This window comes from Natrialba hulunbeirensis JCM 10989 (assembly GCF_000337575.1).
In the GTDB taxonomy this organism is placed as follows: Archaea; Halobacteriota; Halobacteria; order Halobacteriales; family Natrialbaceae; genus Natrialba; species Natrialba hulunbeirensis.
This window is the reverse complement of record NZ_AOIM01000038.1, coordinates 1-16,755: the sequence shown is the minus strand read 5'-3', so window position 1 is coordinate 16,755 and position 16,755 is coordinate 1. Positions and strand designations below refer to the sequence as shown.

General features: G+C 60.3%; 14 protein-coding genes and 2 pseudogenes. 8 read left to right on the top strand and 8 right to left on the bottom strand.

Going from position 1 to position 16,755, the window contains the following annotated elements; translation table 11 throughout:
• Positions 1–168 precede the first annotated feature (168 nt).
• The 3 genes from C483_RS14630 to C483_RS14620 all read left to right on the top strand — a co-directional run bounded on the left by C483_RS14630 (position 169) and on the right by C483_RS14620 (position 4,223).
• Positions 169–1,200: a Cdc6/Cdc18 family protein gene (locus C483_RS14630; RefSeq protein WP_006654142.1), complete on the top strand. Its 1,032-nt coding sequence runs from the start codon at positions 169–171 to the stop codon at positions 1,198–1,200.
• A gap of 630 nt (positions 1,201–1,830) precedes the next feature.
• Complete coding sequence (locus C483_RS14625; protein ID WP_006654141.1) at positions 1,831–2,295, top strand: response regulator; 465 nt, start codon at positions 1,831–1,833, stop codon at positions 2,293–2,295.
• Positions 2,296–2,573: 278 nt separating this feature from the next.
• On the top strand, positions 2,574–4,223 hold the full coding sequence (locus C483_RS14620) for a bacterio-opsin activator domain-containing protein (protein ID WP_049912788.1): 1,650 nt from the start codon (positions 2,574–2,576) through the stop codon (positions 4,221–4,223).
• A 14-nt stretch (positions 4,224–4,237) separates the two neighbouring features.
• Here C483_RS14620 and C483_RS14615 read toward each other — a convergent pair whose 3' ends face one another.
• The 4 genes and pseudogenes from C483_RS14615 to C483_RS21265 all read right to left on the bottom strand — a co-directional run.
• Positions 4,238–5,266 (bottom strand): LLM class flavin-dependent oxidoreductase, encoded by a 1,029-nt coding sequence (locus tag C483_RS14615; RefSeq protein ID WP_006654139.1) that lies wholly within the window; start codon positions 5,264–5,266, stop codon positions 4,238–4,240.
• Positions 5,267–5,465: 199 nt separating this feature from the next.
• A complete protein-coding gene (locus C483_RS14610) occupies positions 5,466–6,065 on the bottom strand; it encodes an HdeD family acid-resistance protein (protein WP_006654138.1) in 600 nt (199 codons plus the stop codon).
• A 401-nt stretch (positions 6,066–6,466) separates the two neighbouring features.
• A complete protein-coding gene (locus C483_RS19590; protein ID WP_241431520.1) occupies positions 6,467–7,183 on the bottom strand; it encodes a hypothetical protein in 717 nt (238 codons plus the stop codon).
• Positions 7,184–7,192: 9 nt separating this feature from the next.
• A pseudogene (locus tag C483_RS21265) lies at positions 7,193–7,423 on the bottom strand (HNH endonuclease); the annotation flags it as partial.
• Between the two features lie 1,246 nt (positions 7,424–8,669).
• On the opposite strand from C483_RS21265, the gene C483_RS14605 reads away from it, so the two are divergent.
• Positions 8,670–9,176, top strand: coding sequence for a nucleotidyltransferase domain-containing protein (locus C483_RS14605; RefSeq protein WP_006654136.1), 507 nt, complete (start codon positions 8,670–8,672; stop codon positions 9,174–9,176).
• The gene (locus tag C483_RS14600) at positions 9,166–9,669 is read left to right on the top strand and encodes a hypothetical protein (RefSeq protein WP_006654135.1); all 504 of its coding nucleotides are present in this window, start codon (positions 9,166–9,168) and stop codon (positions 9,667–9,669) included. Before C483_RS14605 ends, C483_RS14600 begins: the two co-directional genes overlap by 11 nt.
• Positions 9,670–9,966: 297 nt before the next feature.
• Here C483_RS14600 and C483_RS14595 read toward each other — a convergent pair whose 3' ends face one another.
• Positions 9,967–10,257, bottom strand: a complete 291-nt coding sequence (locus tag C483_RS14595; protein ID WP_006654134.1) for a hypothetical protein — start codon at positions 10,255–10,257, stop codon at positions 9,967–9,969.
• Between the two features lie 615 nt (positions 10,258–10,872).
• Here C483_RS14595 and C483_RS14590 point away from each other — a divergent pair.
• Entirely contained in the window at positions 10,873–12,129 is a 1,257-nt protein-coding gene (locus tag C483_RS14590; protein WP_006654133.1) for a magnesium transporter, read from the top strand.
• Positions 12,130–12,376: 247 nt separating this feature from the next.
• On the opposite strand, the gene arcS is transcribed toward C483_RS14590, so the two are convergent.
• Positions 12,377–14,197, bottom strand: a complete 1,821-nt coding sequence (arcS, locus tag C483_RS14585) for an archaeosine synthase subunit alpha (protein WP_006654132.1) — start codon at positions 14,195–14,197, stop codon at positions 12,377–12,379.
• Between the two features lie 112 nt (positions 14,198–14,309).
• Here arcS and C483_RS14580 point away from each other — a divergent pair, with 112 nt between their 5' ends.
• Positions 14,310–15,227: a DMT family transporter gene (locus tag C483_RS14580; RefSeq protein ID WP_006654131.1), complete on the top strand. Its 918-nt coding sequence runs from the start codon at positions 14,310–14,312 to the stop codon at positions 15,225–15,227.
• A 40-nt stretch (positions 15,228–15,267) separates the two neighbouring features.
• On the opposite strand, the gene C483_RS14575 is transcribed toward C483_RS14580, so the two are convergent.
• Complete coding sequence (locus C483_RS14575; protein WP_006654130.1) at positions 15,268–15,624, bottom strand: TRAM domain-containing protein; 357 nt, start codon at positions 15,622–15,624, stop codon at positions 15,268–15,270.
• A gap of 192 nt (positions 15,625–15,816) precedes the next feature.
• Between C483_RS14575 and C483_RS14570 the strand changes: the two genes are divergently transcribed.
• Positions 15,817–16,422 (top strand): nitrous oxide reductase accessory protein NosL, encoded by a 606-nt coding sequence (locus tag C483_RS14570; protein WP_049912757.1) that lies wholly within the window; start codon positions 15,817–15,819, stop codon positions 16,420–16,422.
• A 33-nt stretch (positions 16,423–16,455) separates the two neighbouring features.
• Here C483_RS14570 and C483_RS14565 read toward each other — a convergent pair.
• Positions 16,456–16,755, bottom strand: a pseudogene (locus C483_RS14565) (ABC transporter permease); the annotation flags it as partial.

Sequence of the window (16,755 nt, the reverse complement as noted above, 5' to 3'; positions counted from 1 at the left end):
AGCGCCAGCAAACTGTTGCGTTTGGAGCCACGCCCTGCACGACACTGGTGTGACGTTCTCCGGCTACCGAACAGTAGGGCATTATACTACATAACGATATACAGAATTGGGCTGGAGACAGTCACACGCACCGACCACTTATTGTGATTGGTAAGCAACCCTGTCCGTGTGATCGTCGACGCCCGTGTGCTGCGCGAGGACTTCGTTCCCAGCGAAGTCGTCCACCGTCACGACGAGGTCAACCTCCTCTCTGAGTCTCTGGAACCGCTACTTGCCGGCCATGGAACCGATCCCGCGTTTCTGTTTGGCCCCACTGGCGTCGGCAAGACCTGTATTGCCCGCTACACGCTTGCCCAACTGCGAGAACAAGATCCCGACGTGCGTGTCGCCTACGTCAACTGTTGGCAAGAGTACACGCGATTTCGGGTGTTGTACAGCCTTCTCGAGTCTATCGACCAGGCCGTGTCGATCCACCGATCGACACCGAAGGACGAACTGTTCGGCCGACTCGACGACGCAGGCGACCGACCGCTCGTCGCCGTCCTCGACGAGGTTGACCAACTCGAGGAGACCGCTGTTCTCTATGACCTCCACCGGCTCCCACACGTCTCGCTCGTGTTGATCGCTAACCGGGAGGAAGAGCTGTTTGCGAGCTTCGACGACCGGGTCCGCTCGCGGCTCCACGCCGGGACCCGCGTTCAGTTCGATCGCTACGGGACGGACGAACTCGTTGCCATCCTTCGCGAGCGCGCGACACAGGGATTAGAACCGAACGCGGTCCGGACCGAGCAGTTGCGGACGATTGCTGAGGCAGCCTCGGGTGACGCCCGCGTCGGCATCGGTATCCTGCGCTCGGCAGCGCGGCGTGCCAAACAGGCTGGCGACGAACGGGTGACCACCACGGTGATCGAGTCTGCGATTCCGGATGCGCGGACGGCGATCCGTCAGAAGACGGTCGAAGGACTGCTTGAGCACCAGCGGGTGCTGTACGACATGATCGAAGACACCGGCGAAATCGAACCGGGGACGCTCTACGAGCGGTACGAGCAGCGAGTCGAGGAGCCAAAGACGACTCGGACACTGCGGAATCATTTAACGAAGATGGTTCATTACGACCTGATCGAATCGGTCGGGAAACACCGAGGGCGGCGGTATCGACTGGTTGCCGACGACTCCGACCAGTCCGACGAGGACTCGTAAACGATCGTAGCCACTGCAAGTCACTGCACACTAGAGTGTGCGACAGTAGCGCGGTTCGGAGGGTGCGCGGTTCGGAGCGAGCGCGGTTCGGAGCGAACGAAGTGAGCGAGAACCGCGGAAAGCGAACGGGGAATAGCGTGACCCGCGAGCGAGCAAAGTGAGCGAGAATCGCGGACGTGCGATCAGTGTGTAACTAGTGCAGTTGTTCCGATAGCCCGGTGGCAGAACCACTGACCGTCTCAGAACTCCCGTTTCTGTCTCTTTTGACGAATAGTGACTCAAAATTGTCTGATATTCCGGAGAGTCACCCGATACGGGGTGTGAACACTACATTTATCCCTTCCAGTCGACTTTGCGGTAGTACGAGATGGCCACTTTTCCCTGGCCGTGGTCGGACGACGATACACGCGTCCGTCCCAGTCACACTTCAGCGCCGCCTTCTAGTCCCCACTGGTGTCGAACATCCGTCTTCGACCCGACTGCAGTCTGCCGTTCTCCCGTTTGGTTTCAATCGGCCGGGAGCCACCGTTCCTGGTTTCCACTCTCGCCTGCTTGCGAGTCGCTCCAGACACGGTCACCGACCCGTACCACAACTTCGCGATGCGACCCCACTGACACACCCACCCAGCAATGACCACCAGACGCCCATCATCACCCACAACAGCACAGATACTCCTCGTTGAGGACAATCCCGGCGACGTCCGCCTCACCAAGGAAGCGTTCAAACAGGGTCGCATCGAGAACGACCTGCACGTCGTCTCCGACGGCACGGAGGCACTCGAGTTCCTCCATCAACAAAACGAGTACGAAGATGCGCCGCGACCGGATCTGATCCTGCTCGATCTCAACCTCCCGCGGACGGACGGCGAGGAGGTACTCGAGGAGCTCAAGGGTGACTCAGAACTGCGCTCGATTCCGGTGATCGTGCTGACGAGTTCGCGAGCAGAAGAGGACGTTGTGAAGTCCTACGAGCTGCACGCGAACGCCTATCTGACGAAGCCGGTCGATCCGGACGAGTTTATCGAGACGGTTCGGGCGTTCGAGAAGTTCTGGTTTTCCGTCGTTCGGCTACCGCCAGAGGGTGATCAGCTGTGAGCGGTGGTCAAAGTGGGGGTGGGGGTGACAGCGACGGAGAAACTGGGGCTGAACCAGAACCGGAACCGGAACCAGAACCAGAACCGGCACCGGAACCGGAACCGGAAGCCGAATCCGGACGAACGGATATCGAATCCGAGCGAACGGACACCAAAACTGGGCGAGCGAATACTGGAACTGAGCGAGACGTCCGGGGCGTCAAACGCACTGACGGCGGCGAATCCACCGGCACTGGCGTTGCAGAGTCACCGGAGGAAGAGACCACACCGAGCCTTCGGATCCTCCTCATCGAGGACAACCCCGGCGACGCACGCCTGATCGAGGAGATGTTACGCGGGACCGAGGAGCTCGCACAGCGGGTGAGTTCCGACGAGACCGCCGGTCGAACGCCCGAGATCACCCGTGCAAACCGACTCGAGGAGGGACTCGAGTTGTTCGAGCAGCGCTCGATCGACGTCGTCTTGCTCGACCTGAACCTCCCCGACAGCCAGGGACTCGAGACACTCGAGACGGTCTCCGATGCGAGCACCGCAACACCGATCGTCGTTCTGACCGGACTCCGCGACCAGCAGGTCGGTATTCAGGCGATCCAGCAGGGTGCCCAGGACTTCCTCGTCAAAGACGAGGTCACGAGCGAACTGCTCGTCAGAACGATCCACCACGCGATCGAACGTGCACGGCAGGAACACGAACGCCGACGCCAGCGCGAGCAACTCGAGACGGTCAACCGGTTGAACGATATCGGACACGACATCATCAACTCGGTGATCACGACCGAGACGCGTGCCGAACTCGAACAGGCAGTCTGTGACCGCTTCACCGCGTCGGACGGCTACCGGTTCGCCTGGGTCGGCGAGGTTAATCCCGGTCGCAACGATGTCGTCCCGAAGGCCGCCGCTGGCATCGAAGAGGGCTACCTCGAAGACGTCGAGATTAGCGTCGACGAGACCGACGCCGCCGGACAGGGACCGTCCGGAACTGCGATCCGAACCGGTGAGGTACAGGTCGCAAACAGCATCGACTCCGATCCCGACTTCGAACCGTGGCGTGAGGAAGCCACGACGCGGGGCTATCACTCCTCAGCTGCGATTCCGATCATCCACGAGGACCTCATCTACGGCGTGCTGAACATCTACTCGAGTTCGACCCGTGCGTTCACCTCGCCGGAAACACAGATTCTTGCTCGGATTGGTGACACCGTCGCGCACGCAATCACGGCGATCGAGCGCCGTGATGCACTCGTCAGTGACGCCGTCATCGAACTCGAGTTCAGACTCGAGGAGATGGTGCCCGAGCTGGTGGGTCTCTCCGAACGCGAGTCCGGTCACATTTCGATCAATCAGCTCGTCCGCGGTGATGAAACCCTGCTCGCCTACGGCTCGGCGACGGACATTGCACAGGAAGAGTTCGAGGAGACGGTCGAACGAATCGGTGGCGTTAGCGATACCCGCTTCCTCTCGGCGCGACGGGACGAGTTCGAGTTCGAGTTCGTGATGCCCGCCGCGGCCTCGCTGTTCGAGGCGATCGCAACCCACGGCGGTCGTGTCGCCTCGGCGACGATCGCAAACGGTGAGTTCCGGTTCGTCGTCGAGCTTCCACGGGGCCGTGACACCCGCCAGATGATCGAACTCATCAAGGAACAGCGACCGGATGCCACCTACCTCGCCCAACGGACGACCGAGCGAAGCGATCGCAGCGGCTCGAGTCGTGGCTCGAGCGCAACGGCCGTCCTCGAACAGGATCTGACCGAGAAACAGCGAGCGGCACTCGAGACGGCCTACTTTGCGGGCTACTTCGAATGGCCACGCGAGAGTACGGGCGAGGATATCGCAGAGCGACTGGGGATCGCGCCGGCGACGTTCAACCAGCACCTGCGGACGGCAGAACGGAAGTTCTTCGATTCGGTACTCGACGACCAAGAGCAGTGAGAAGCGGCCGCCGCTCAGTGGTCGTCCAGTCCGACTGCGTCGGCGAGCAGGTCGTGTGACCGACACACGTCGTCGTGATCCGCGATGAGATTCTGGACGATTACGTCTTCGACACCGACCCGATCCGTCAGCGTCTCGAGTAGCGTGCCGACCGTTTCGGGACTTCCGGAGAGCGCACGGGGCCACTCTCCAGACGGAATCGACTGCGGCGTCGGCTCCGGAACGCCGCCGAGTTCGTCGATGGCTTCCTCGACAGACGGCAGTGAGCCGACGACGCCGCGTTGCATACGCTTGTACGACGCTTCGGCGCTCGCACGGAGCCGTGCGGCATCCTCGTCGGTCTCGTCGCAGGCGACGTTCACTGCGAGCATTCCCTCCGGTTCGTCCAGACCGGCATCGGAGTCGGTCGGCTCGAAGTGCTCGTGGTAGGTCTCGAACGCTCGTTCGGCGAGGTTTGGACGGATGAACGCGGCAAAGCAGTACCGCAATCCTAGCTCACCCGCGATCTTCGCGCTGGAAGGACTCGAGCCGAGTACCCAGATCTCCGGTACGTCGCTTTCGGAGCGCGCGAGGGAGAGCTTCGAGTAGGGATGGTCCGCGCCGAACTCGTCGTAGAGGTGGGCCGCGGCCTCTTCGATCTTCTCGGCGTGGTCTTCGTCGGGATTGCGTTTTCGGCGCTCGGTACGGAGCGCGCGGTCGGCGGCGGGCATGCCAGTGGCACGACCGAGGCCGAGATCGATGCGGCCGGGCGCGAGGGCGTCGAGCGTGCTGAACGACTCGGCGACCTTGAACGGGCTGTAGTGGTTGAGCAGCACGGTACCCGAGCCGACACGAATGTCGTCGGTGTGTGCGGCCAGATGGGCGATCAGGACCTCTGGCGTGGTACTCGCGATCGAGTCGGCCATGCCGTGGTGTTCGGCGACCCAGAATCGTGAGTAGCCGCGTTCCTCGGCCAGTTGGGCGAGTTCGACCGTGTTCTCGTAGGCTTCGGTTGCGCTCGCGCCGTCGGGGACGGGTGCAAGATCGACGATCGAGAGGTTCACACAGTGTGTTCGGGACCGAAGGCCGAATAACGGCTCGCTTTGCGGACGGACGTGAGTGGTTGTTGGCTGCTGGCTGCTGGCTGCTGTCTGCTGTTGGCGTGTACTCGAGTCCCCGCACCGCGGCAGGGCGGTCGCTCACAGGCCGATTACCAACGCCGTCAAAACAAATCGAAATCGCACTCGGTCGCAGGCTGCTCCGTCATGCAGCCCGTGGCTCGCCTGCGGCAGCCGTCTCTTCCATGTTGCGGCCGGTGATGGCTACGATGCCCATCGAGAGCCCGGTCATGAAGAGGCTGATGCCGACGAGCAGGCCGATTGCCCAGGCTGCGTCCGCCGGGAAACCGACCCAGAGCAGACCGGCCAGAACGAGCGAGAGAACGCCGCTCGCGGCGACGGACATTCGGCCGGGCTGGTCGGCCATCCGCATCGACAGCCAGAGTTCAGCCACGCCGTCGGCCAGCAGATAGGCAATCGCGAGCAGCGTGAGGGTCACGAGCCCGATGACGGGGTTCGCGAGTACGAGCACACCCGCGACGACCGAGATGACGCCGAGTGCGAGTTGCCACATCGAGCCGCTCCACCCGCGTGCGGTGAAGGCGTGTGCGCCGTGGACGATCCCGCTCAGGACGAGCAGTGCGCCGATTACGAGGGTAACAGAAATGCCGGTCGCGAGCGGGAACGCGATCGCTAGCAGGCCGATGAGCCCGACGACAGCGCCGGCGATAGCCAGTGTTCGCCATCCGCGCTTGAGTGAGTAGCCGTGCGATTCGTGGTCAGCAGTTGCTGTGTTTGCGGACATAATCGTCTCCACAGAGACGTACGCAGTGTACGGAGATAACACATTTTCACAGTTTGACAGTAGGTCGCGGATATGGACCGGTCCGAAAGTCAGATACACTCAGGTTCTGGCGCCTCAAAGTCGCGCTGCGTGGTCTCAGACAGCACTATACTGTCTGTTCGGACACATCTCCCGTTGTGTCACGTTAATTGTCATGTCGCCTTTCACAGGCGATCCTGCGCGTGTTCGCACACACCTCGAAGTCACCCTGTTCTCCCGGCTCAGTCCGAACCGCATGGCTGTGGCTCAGAGATGAACTCGAGGCGGTCGATCGCAGCGACACAGTCAGAGCAACAGGTGGAGTGCGTGTGGATCTGTTACGGATACTCACGGACTTGTCCGCGCTATAGAAAGGAGTGTAATTACGTACGGGGCGTGACATTGCCTCGTTCCAACCGTTTGATATCGGTTGTCGTTACCGCAACCTGGTCGACGAATTGACTGTTGAAATGACCCTCATTTCTTCTCGACACAATAGTTGAAATTTCTCCATGGAGGCTTCTCAGGTCATTGATGTCTTTGTCAGGAACATCCCCATTCTGCTCGATCATATTGTTTATCTCTCGTTTCTTTTTCTCATATGGTCCAATAAGTTCGTTAATCCTATTCAGATCCTCTGAAACGGGTTTGTTGTGTATGTAGAGGAACGGATACGCAATGGTTGCCAGAGCAAGGGTAAGTAGTACTGAGCTGATGACTGACTGACTCAGTAGTGTGAATAGGAAACCACCCGGAATGCCGAGTATAAGTAAGATGGAGAAGGTGAGTCCATGTGGCGTGTAGTCCGCTGCCGGAAGGGGATCATTCTGATCCAGTGTCGGTAGTTGAAGCGTCGTCGTTACTTTGGGATCGGAACTTCGATCTACCGTTACACCAGCGTTGTCGGCGACTGCAGAACCAGACCGAGACCGCTGGCGTGTCGTCGTCTCGTGACTAGAGCCATAGATGTCGTCCGCAATCCGCTGGAGGTTTTCATCAGCCGGACCGTCACTGATCTTCCACGTCTGCTTGGCTGGATTCGATGACTGAGAAGAGCGTGTTGACACGGATGGTCGATCCGTCCGTGCCTTTTCTGTCATAGGGCGGACAAAATGATCGTGGGCCTCGTTATGGCATCTCCAACAGAGAGTTACTAAGTTCGAGGGGTCATCACTACCCCCTTCACTTTTGTGATGTATATGGTGTGAATGCAGTTCAGCAGGCCCGTATTGGCGTCCCCTTACCCCACACGATTGGCAGGTATAGTTGTCCCGGTCCTTAACATACTCTGAGATGTCGTCCCAATTGTCAGCGTATTTTGCTCCCCACTCCTGACCCATCTCCCCAAGATATTATGCAGATTCTCTTAAAGCCATCTTTGTTGATACCACACTATAGTAACAACTGAAACGGTTTACACACTGATCGCCGATCAGTCTGGCGATCAGGTGTGCACTGACTTTCAGTGGCTACTATAGATACGCTGGTACTACCCTGCCTCTACTCGCCGTTCATCCAGTAATACTTGTGGATATGCAAACTATTCTTTACTTTTATGAATGAATTGAACGTCTGATTAGCGACACGTTCAGCAAATATTTACTGTAGGCGAGCGAGCAGCGACTGTACCCGCTATGCGTCGTCGCCCGTTCCTCGTAGCCGCATCGGCTACGACCGTCGGCCTCGCTGGCTGTACTACCGCCCGGGAACGCCTCGGAGATGTACGCCACAGTACTCCAGAGCGTCGCGTCGACCCCGACTGGCGACCCGGTCCGGGTACGTGCGCCGAGGTGAGCGGGGTTGCCGGCGCGATCGTCGCCGACGGGACGGTGTACACCGGCGATCCACTGGTCGCGATGGATGCCGATTCCGGTGCCGCCTCTGGGAGTGGAACGGAGGCAGGGACGGGGACGACGCGGTCGGAACTGCCCGATTCGCCGTTGCGGACTCGACGCTGTACGCGTCGACGGCGGACAATCACATCGCCGCCTTGCGCGAGTGAGCAACCTCGGCCGACGGACATCACCACGGCAAATCGGATGATTCGGTGGGGGTCTCGACGATTGTACAAGCGGAAGTTCGTTGTATCGACGAGGGACGTCGCCGACAAAGTGAGTAGCGTACCCAGTTGCCACCGATTCAGTTTACACTGGCCAACTGTGGAGTGGCGACGAGCCTGTGAATCGATAGGGCGACCAGTCGGAACAGCAGGGGCGACTCGTGGGCCCGTACTCGCTCGTCACGGTGAGATTCGTCCGCGCGGCGAGACGAGTCAGTGGCCGATTTGGCAAGAAAAACGGGCTACAGAAGCCGAAGCGCGTTTTGATTCGCGAAGCAAACGTCCCTATCCTGTATACAGTCGTATCCGTAACATCCAACACAGACTGAACCGTATAACTGTTCATGAACTGCAAGCCTGTTCAGTCTGATGAGGGACCGGATGGAATTCACATTCGTCTTCCACTCCCTATCGATGGATCCGAACTCTTCCGGCACACCGCGACTGGCGACATTCTGCACCTGCTAGCAGACAACCCAAACCGAGCGTTCAGTAATCGTCAACTCCAGCGGCTAACCGGGAAGGGGATGGGAAACGTAAACGGCGCTGTAGATGCGTTGGAGGCCGCAGATCTGATTACAGTACAGCGCGACGCCCGAGCGAATCAAGTGACAATTAATGCGACGAACCTCTCCAAGCCGGGTGATCGCGTCACGTTGGTTCCGCAGACGGAATTCCAGCAGCCGATCCGCGAGGTCCTCACGCGACTCGTCGACTCTGTGAGTACCGAGATCGGCGTGGTTTTGTTCGGAAGTGTCGCTCGTGGCGACGCTGACAGAGCCAGCGACGTGGATCTCTTTGTCGTGGTACCGGAGAAGCGGATGGTGGCACAACGAAAAGCGCACGAGATTGAGAAAGAGATCGCCACCGAACGCTTCGACGGCCATCGGTACGAGTTCCATATCGTCGTCGAAACGCGAGATGCCGCCCCGACGCACGATCGAATTTCGGCCGTTCTCACCGATGGAATTACGCTGCGACCCGCTGCTGCGCTGGATGCTGTGAAACAGGAGGTGTTCACAAATGGGGCTTGAGGATGTTGTGGGCGCCGTTGGGCGTGTCGAAGAACTACTCGCAGATGGCGAAACTGGACCCGTTCAGGATTCGCTGTCCTGGCAGCAGGAGGACGCTGACATCCAACTGGGAAAAGCGTGTGCGATGTTAGGGACGTGCCGCCAACTCCGTGACGGGACGAACAATAACGTGAGTCTCGTCGAACTTTCGTTCAACGCCATCGAGCGATCGTTGCAGTTTTACCTCGTTGATATGACTGCTGCCGAATCGTCTGACTACCACGAACACGGAGATGTCTACCGTGATATCGAGAGTCGGGGCGTATTCTCAGACGAACATATCGCCGATCGAATCAATAGCTTCCGCGCCGAGCATCGATCACGGATCTACTACGATATTGACCGGCCTGGTCGCGACCTCGCGCTCGGGATGCACGACCTTGCAGAGGAGGTTCATTCGTACATTGTCGCGTTCGCGGATGCACAATCCAGGTGTGGGTGTGAGGAGCGATAGGTGGCTCCCCTGCTGAACTGCTGAACAGCACACAGCAGTGGTGTACAATGCAGAGACAGCTATCCGACGACGAGCGTTTCAGCAGAACACGCTCTTCGGAGTGTTCACCCCTCGCCGACCGAGCGAGAGTCCGGATCACTTCTCCTCGACGTGGCGAATCGCAGCCACAATCCCGCGCGTGCTCTCGGCCATCTCCCGGCCGAACATCTCGGCGCGGCCGACGCCGAACGCCTTCGGCCCCTCAACACCTCGACGACGACCTCGTCGGCGACGGGGGCCGTCAAACCGACTCCCGACTCAGTCCGAGCCGGTCGATCCCGGCCCCGGTCCCGACCCCGGATCGACGGCGAACTCGAGTAGCCCGATGGCAGCCACGCAGTCGGGACAGCAAGGCCGGCTCGTGGCTTCGTAGTGGTCCATCGCGTCGGGGCCCGGATGCGTAGTGAGGCGAATCCTGTGGTCGGGTTCGAGGGAGCGGTCACAGCGGTAGCAACGCGGCTCGATTCGCGCGTCGAGGTCGACTGTCTCGTGGGAGACCGACTCGAGTGGCGTCGACTGGTCGGCGTGCTCGTCGAACCGTGCAGTCATCGAGACCACCGTCGACGATTGGCGAGGAGACGGGCCGGAGTGGGTCCGTACTTGGAACTGCACGGCTCCGTGCGCCGGTCGTGAGCGTGCTGGTCGTGAGCGCGCTGCCTGTGAGCGATACCTGTATCTGTGTCTATGCTTGTGTGTCGTGCGAGACCTTTTTGTCTCGGTAGGAGTAACGGAAACATGGCAACCATTGCAGGCCGCAGTGGAAGCCACGTCTCGGGTGTTACAGCACCCGGGGCATTTCGTACGCATGCCCCCGCGTATTCGTTTGGGTGTGGCTTCCGTTGTGACAGTTAGTTAAGGAGAGTAATATAACTTCTGGACTTCTCGTGAAGAAAGTGGGTACACGCCATCGTGATCCTCTGTGGACCGGGTTAGTTCGTCAGTTGTAGCGGTTAGTATCGGACACAGAGGTAACTGTTCAGTATTAAGTTCATACAATTGTTAAATCACTGTGCTGAATACAGGGAGTGAATTCAGCAGCGAAAATCTCTTTTTTGCGTGTTTATCGAAGGCTGTTCAATGTCGTTAGAGCAGCCACTGCTGAGAGGGCCGTGTTGCGATAGCGCCATCAGTCGTGATTTAGTGCTCGGCTCATATACTCTGCATATGGCTCAGCAGACGGATATCCAGGAGACGATTGCGATGGCTTCGGAGCCGTCGGATCCGTTCACAGACTTGCCACTGAGCAAGTGGCGTGATGTGTTCTTCACACTCCCGGAAGAGGTGCAAGAACACCTCATCGGAGACATGCATCGGTCTGCATTGGAGATGTTTATCGACGGTCTTGATCCGGACGAGGTGACGGACGTTCTCGGGTACACTGACGAGGAAACACGTGAGGCGCTACTCACGACGCTCGATAGTGAACGCCGCGAGAAAATCGACTTCCTACTCTCGTTTGACCCTGAAAGTGCAGCCGGGGTAATGAGCCTCGATTACGTCACCGTTGATGAAACGCGGGACTTCCCAGAAGTGATCGAACGCGTTTGTCGGTTCGAAGAGAGAAGGGGACGGGTTCCGACGATCTTCGTTACTGACGATGGGGAATTACAAGGCGAACTCCCTGGTGCAGCACTGTCCGTGGCCGATCCTGAAACCGAGACGATTAGCGACTACGTTCAAGAGACACCGCATGTCCGGTACGACCGCGACGACGAAGAGGTCCTCGAGATATTCAGGCAAAACCGCGAGCGTTCCGTTGCCGTCCTCGATGAAGAAGAAGACATCCTCGGAGTGATTCATGCCGAGGACTTGTTGCGGCTACTCGAAGACGCGCGGGGGCAAACGCTCTACGAGTTCACCGGGGTCGCTGAAGAAGAGAGTGTTCTCGATGGTCCAGGTACCAAGGTACGGCGACGATACAAGTGGTTAATTCTCAACCTCGGAACGGCGTTTATGGCTGCAGCGGTGGTTGGGTTGTTCGAGTCAACCATCGCTGCTGTCGCCATTTTGGCAGCATACATGCCGGTCGTCGCTGGGATGGGCGGAAATGCTGGCACACAGGCGATGGCGGTCACGGTTCGTGGAATTTCACTCGATGAGGTGTCACTCAACACCGGCAAGCGTGTCATCTTCAACGAAGTCGTTGCCGGTGCCGTCAATGGAATTATTACCGGTGTGCTTGTCGCCGTTATCGCTACCGCCTTTTCATTCGGCGAATTTGGTCTCTTACTCGGGGCCGTTATTGGCATCTCAATGGTCGCAAATCTCGTGATTGCAGGCTTTTTCGGCGCTATTACGCCGCTGTTACTCGATCGGGTGGGATTCGATCCAGCCACGTCTGCGACGATCTTCATCACTACGGCGACCGACGTGCTAGGCTTTTTCGTCTTCCTCGGATTGGCCCAGGCGATCCTGTTGTAAGTGCCACTGGTACACTTCTGTCGCTAGATGTGCTTGACTACGCTGGGAACACCAATCTGACTGCCCGCTATGCGGGATCTGCGCCCTGTATTCAGCACGCTGCCAGGAACAGTACGTGGATCTCACAGAAATTGCGTTGCTCGAGAAGCACATGTTGTGCACGACAACTACCCGGGAAATCGAGCTGCAACAGAACCGTCCGTTCGAGAGAGGTTCAGCCCCCTGCCTACCAGATGAACACCTCGGACTACTTCTCTTCGACGTGGCGAATCTCAGCCGCAATCCCGCGCGAACTCTCGGCCATCTCGCGGCCGAACATCTCGGCACGGCCGACGCCGAACGCCTTCGGCCCCTCGACGACGACCTCGTCTCCCACGCGGATCTCCTCGTCGGCCTCGACCACACCCGGCGCGAGCACGCTCCCGTGGGGAACGAAGCCGTCGATTTCGACACGCTTGACCGGTGCGTCGCTGTCGACCCAGCGGCGTGCGCCTGCGAGTGTGAACGAGAGCGTGCCGTACTGGGGCACCATCGTCGCCAGTTGCGTGTCCTCACGGTCGCGGACCTGAATTTTCGGGTAGCGGCTGGTGGTCTGGATATCCTCGAAGAGGTCGTCGCCGGCACCGTCGCCGAGCAGGTAGTCGGCGATGGCGCGGACAGTGTTGTGCTCGCGTTCGCGTTTAGAGTACTTGAGTTCGCCCGACAGCGCCTCGCTCAGGTTCGCGAGGGATTCGTCGTCTGTGGGATGCTCGTTGACGGTGTAGGTGATGTCAAGGTCCAGTTCTTCCTCGACGCGGCCGACGATGTCGCGATACCCCTCGTTGGGAACGTGGGCAATGATCTTCGGGTATTCGTTGCGCTCGAGATACCGGCGAAGCACCTCGCTCACGAACTGCTTCTCGTCCTCGGACCAGCGGCCCGTGACCACGGTGTCGTAGTGCTGGGCTGGGTAGGTCGTCTCGAGTTCCTGCGGGACGACGCCGATGGGGCTCGTCATCGAGACGAGGTGGGCGCGCCACTGGATGGCGTCGTGGAACTGGCGGTGGCTCTGGGACTCGCTGTAGGGTTTGGCCGCCGAACAGGGGACCAGCACGAGCGGGTTCTTGAACCGGTTCTGGTATCGCGTCGTGACCCGGTCGGCGTAGCGCTGGATCTCGACGCGACGAAGGGTGTCCTCGGTCGCGGCGTCGATCTGTGCGTCTCGGAGGATCGGCGTACGCTCCTCCAAATAGCCCCACTGGGAGTCGAGTTCGCGCATTGCGGCGGTGAGCCACTGATCCTGGCGGGCCTGGCCCTCGACGTAGTCGCGAAGGCGGCCGTCACGAATCCGTCGGCGGACGATGCCGAGTTCCGCCTCCAGGGCGTTGACGTTGTGGTCGACGCAGTCCTCGCGAGTGAACTCCTCGCGGGGCTGCTGGCAGGCCGGACAGGAGCACGGCAACTCCTCCAGATCTTCGAGGAAGTAGGCCTCGTCGGTCGTCAGGTACCGACCCTCAATTCCCTTCACGATAGCCGCGGTTCGGTCGAACAGGTCGACGCCGGCGTACGCTAACAGAGCGACGTTTCGCGGCGTTGCGACACCGGAGAAGAACAGTGCAGTGTCAGTCGGGATTTCTTCGCGCACGTTGACGACCGCCTCGACGAGTCCCGCGCCGTGGCCGGTGAACGACTGCACGTCAGAGACCGCGTAAGCGTCCGTTCCGTGGTCGTCGACGTGGTCACTCGAGACGACCGCCACACTGGGGAACTCCACGTCCGGATAGTCGACGGCGAACGAGTCCTGTACCTCGTCGGCTGTCCCGCCCGGGAACGACCGGTGCGGGAGCACCGTCAGTGCGGACTCATCGCCCTCCGGAAACTCGCGCTCTGCCGACCAGAGCGAGCCCGCGTCCTCGAGTACGTCGTCGACGAGTGCGGGTGTCGTTTGGGGTGGGGTTCGATCGGGAACGGAGTTGGGGTTCGAATCGGTGTCCGAATCAGCATCGCCAGCGACGGCCTCGAAATCGAGGCGCAGCTCGCCCACGCGCGCGGCCCCGTCGCGCTCGTGGACTTCGAAGTACTCGGTCATACCAGAACTGGGTGGGGGAGCGCGAAAGAGGCTGTCGGTGTGGATCGCAGCGTCCGTGTCGCGTTCGCGCTCTGGACAGAGTCATTATGACAGTTCGCTCGAAAGGAGGGTCATGGTACTCGAACTCTCCGAGTCAGCGCTCGGAGTGGCGCTCGCGGTTGCCGGCGCGCTGGCGTTTGCCGGCCAGTTCCTCTGCGTGCGTCTGGGCGTCGACGACGGCGACGTTACCGACGCGGTGCTCGTCGTCTTGCTGTGTAACGTCGTCCTCGTCGGCCTCCCCATGCTTGTTCTCTACCCGCCGCCGTACACGGGGCTGTACACCCAGACCTCGCTCGCGTCGTTCGCTGCGGCCGGCCTCGTCGGGATGTTCGTCGCGCGATTGCTCATGTTCAAGAGCACGGACGAGATCGGCGCGAGCCTGACCTCGCCGATCGTGGCCTCGAACGTGCTTTTCGCGACGGTGTTCGCCGTGGTGCTCCTCGACGAGCAACTGACACTGGTTCACTTCCTCGGCATCGTGCTGGTCGTCGTCGGCCTGGCCGTCGTCTCCTGGGAAACCGCCGCGACGACGGCACGCGAGCGCTCACTCCGGGAAACCGGTGTGACCCTCCTGTTGCCGCTCGGAGCCGCGGTTTGTATCGGCCTCGAGCCGATCTTCGTCTCGGTCGGACTGGCCGAGGGGACGGCAATCCTTCCTGGACTGGTCGCTATGGCGGGCGCAGCCACGATCGGATTCGTGGGGTACCAGCTCTGGAGGGGATCGCTTCGGCGGATTCCCCTCCGCGAACGGACCACGTTCTGGTACGTCGCGGCCGGCGTCTCGACGACCGTTGCCTTCGTCGCCTACTTCGCGGCACTCGAGATCGCTCCTGTCGTCGTGGTCATGCCACTGCTGCAGCTCACGCCGTTGTTCGTTGTGGTCCTCTCTGCACTCTTCTTGCCGACGCGACTCGAGCACGTGAGCTGGCGGGTCGGTGTGGCTGCGGTAATCGTCGTGCTGGGGGCGTCGTTCGTGTCTATTTCGGGCTAATGGCGAGACCGTGGTGCAGAAGCGGACGAGAAATGGCGGATTAGCCTACGTAAGTCGCCGTCGCCGACGTGTTCCCGCGGTTGAACGAGAGAATAGAGATTTGGATCACGTCCGTCGCCTCGTAGTGACTCGGCACGTCCTCGACGAAGATCACGAAGCCTTCAACCTTGCAGACGGCCTGGCGCTCGCCCGTGTGGTGTTCGGTGAACTCCTGAATTGCGACCTCGTGTTCTTCGCCGACGTCGACCGGTGGGTCGCGCCCCTGGGCTTCCTGATGGCTCTCCAGAGACTCGCGCTGCTCGTCGGAGAGCGGTGAGCCCCGGACACGGCGAATAAGCCACGACGCGAACAGTATCATCACGAATACCCCGAGAACGAGCGACGCTGGTCCGAGCATACTGCCTACTGGCTCGCGCTCGCACCTTTGTTGTTTCTGATGACGATGGTGATTCTGCTGACGATGGTGTGATGGCCACGACAGCAGGATCGCGTGCGGGCTGCACCGGCAACCACCGCGTGCAGTGTGGTACGCCCGTCCATTCGTGAATTATACCAGACCGGATTTACAGTACTGCTGCTAAGTGCGCGTATGAACGGACGGAATCGGTTAGCAGCGGACGAACGATGGATGACGCGTCGAACGGTCCTCGCAGGGGCGACGACGGCCGCTCTCGGTCTGGCCGCCGGCTGTCTCAGTGACGACGACGCAGAACCAGCGCCCGATCCAGTCAGTATCGACAGCGGACAGGACTGTGACAACTGTACGATGGGAATCGGAAACCAGCCGGGACCCGCAGGCCAACTCCACTACGAGGATCCCACCACGGTGCTCGATGGGGACGACCGACCGGCCCAGTTCTGTAGCTCGCTGTGTACGTACACCTTCGCGTTCGAGCACGAAGACACCGCAGACCCCGAGGTGACGTACCTGACGGACTACTCCGCCGTCGACTACGAGGTCGACGAGAGCACCGACAGCGACAACTACGTCCTCAGTCGTCACCTCGACGCCGACGCGTTCGCAGCGGCGACCGGACTCGAGTTGGTCGTTGACAGCGATGTCGAGGGCGCGATGGGTGGGTCGATCGTTGCGTTTAGCGATGGTGACGACGCGACTGCGTTCAGCGACGAGTACGGCGGCGAGCATTATGAGCACGAGGACGTGACTCAGGAGCTCGTTATGTCGTTGATGTGATTAGTTGCCGTAGCAGGACCAACCCAACAGCTCTCAGCGGTTCAGTACCCAACTCGCGAGCGCAAGCGAGCCGACGGTCCAGCCGACCAATCCGAGCACACTCGCCAGCGGCGAGGCGACTGCCGGACCGGTGCCGGCCGCGACGACCACCACGGTATCGAAGACCAGCCCTCGGAAGGCGCTAAGCGGGCTGAGCGCGAGCGAGTGGACGAGCGCGCCGTCGCCGATCAGCCCGGACGTAAAGCCGTAGACGAGCAGCAGGTCGAGGCCGACCAGCAGTACGACGAGTGCGACGACCGCGAGTGCGAGCGCACTCCTGTCTCTTATACACAT

What these genes read in the sequence shown, in the direction of transcription:
- C483_RS14600 (WP_006654135.1), top strand. Translation starts at nt 9,166, where the DNA reads ATGGGGCTTGAGGATGTTGTGGGCGCCGTTGGGCGTGTCGAAGAACTA.
- C483_RS14570 (WP_049912757.1), top strand. Translation starts at nt 15,817, where the DNA reads ATGAACGGACGGAATCGGTTAGCAGCGGACGAACGATGGATGACGCGT.
- C483_RS19590 (WP_241431520.1), bottom strand. Translation starts at nt 7,183, where the DNA reads ATGACAGAAAAGGCACGGACGGATCGACCATCCGTGTCAACACGCTCT.
- C483_RS14625 (WP_006654141.1), top strand. Translation starts at nt 1,831, where the DNA reads ATGACCACCAGACGCCCATCATCACCCACAACAGCACAGATACTCCTC.
- C483_RS14575 (WP_006654130.1), bottom strand. Translation starts at nt 15,624, where the DNA reads ATGCTCGGACCAGCGTCGCTCGTTCTCGGGGTATTCGTGATGATACTG.
- C483_RS14590 (WP_006654133.1), top strand. Translation starts at nt 10,873, where the DNA reads ATGGCTCAGCAGACGGATATCCAGGAGACGATTGCGATGGCTTCGGAG.
- C483_RS14580 (WP_006654131.1), top strand. Translation starts at nt 14,310, where the DNA reads ATGGTACTCGAACTCTCCGAGTCAGCGCTCGGAGTGGCGCTCGCGGTT.
- C483_RS14605 (WP_006654136.1), top strand. Translation starts at nt 8,670, where the DNA reads ATGGGAAACGTAAACGGCGCTGTAGATGCGTTGGAGGCCGCAGATCTG.
- arcS (WP_006654132.1), bottom strand. Translation starts at nt 14,197, where the DNA reads ATGACCGAGTACTTCGAAGTCCACGAGCGCGACGGGGCCGCGCGCGTG.
- C483_RS14595 (WP_006654134.1), bottom strand. Translation starts at nt 10,257, where the DNA reads ATGACTGCACGGTTCGACGAGCACGCCGACCAGTCGACGCCACTCGAG.
- C483_RS14610 (WP_006654138.1), bottom strand. Translation starts at nt 6,065, where the DNA reads ATGTCCGCAAACACAGCAACTGCTGACCACGAATCGCACGGCTACTCA.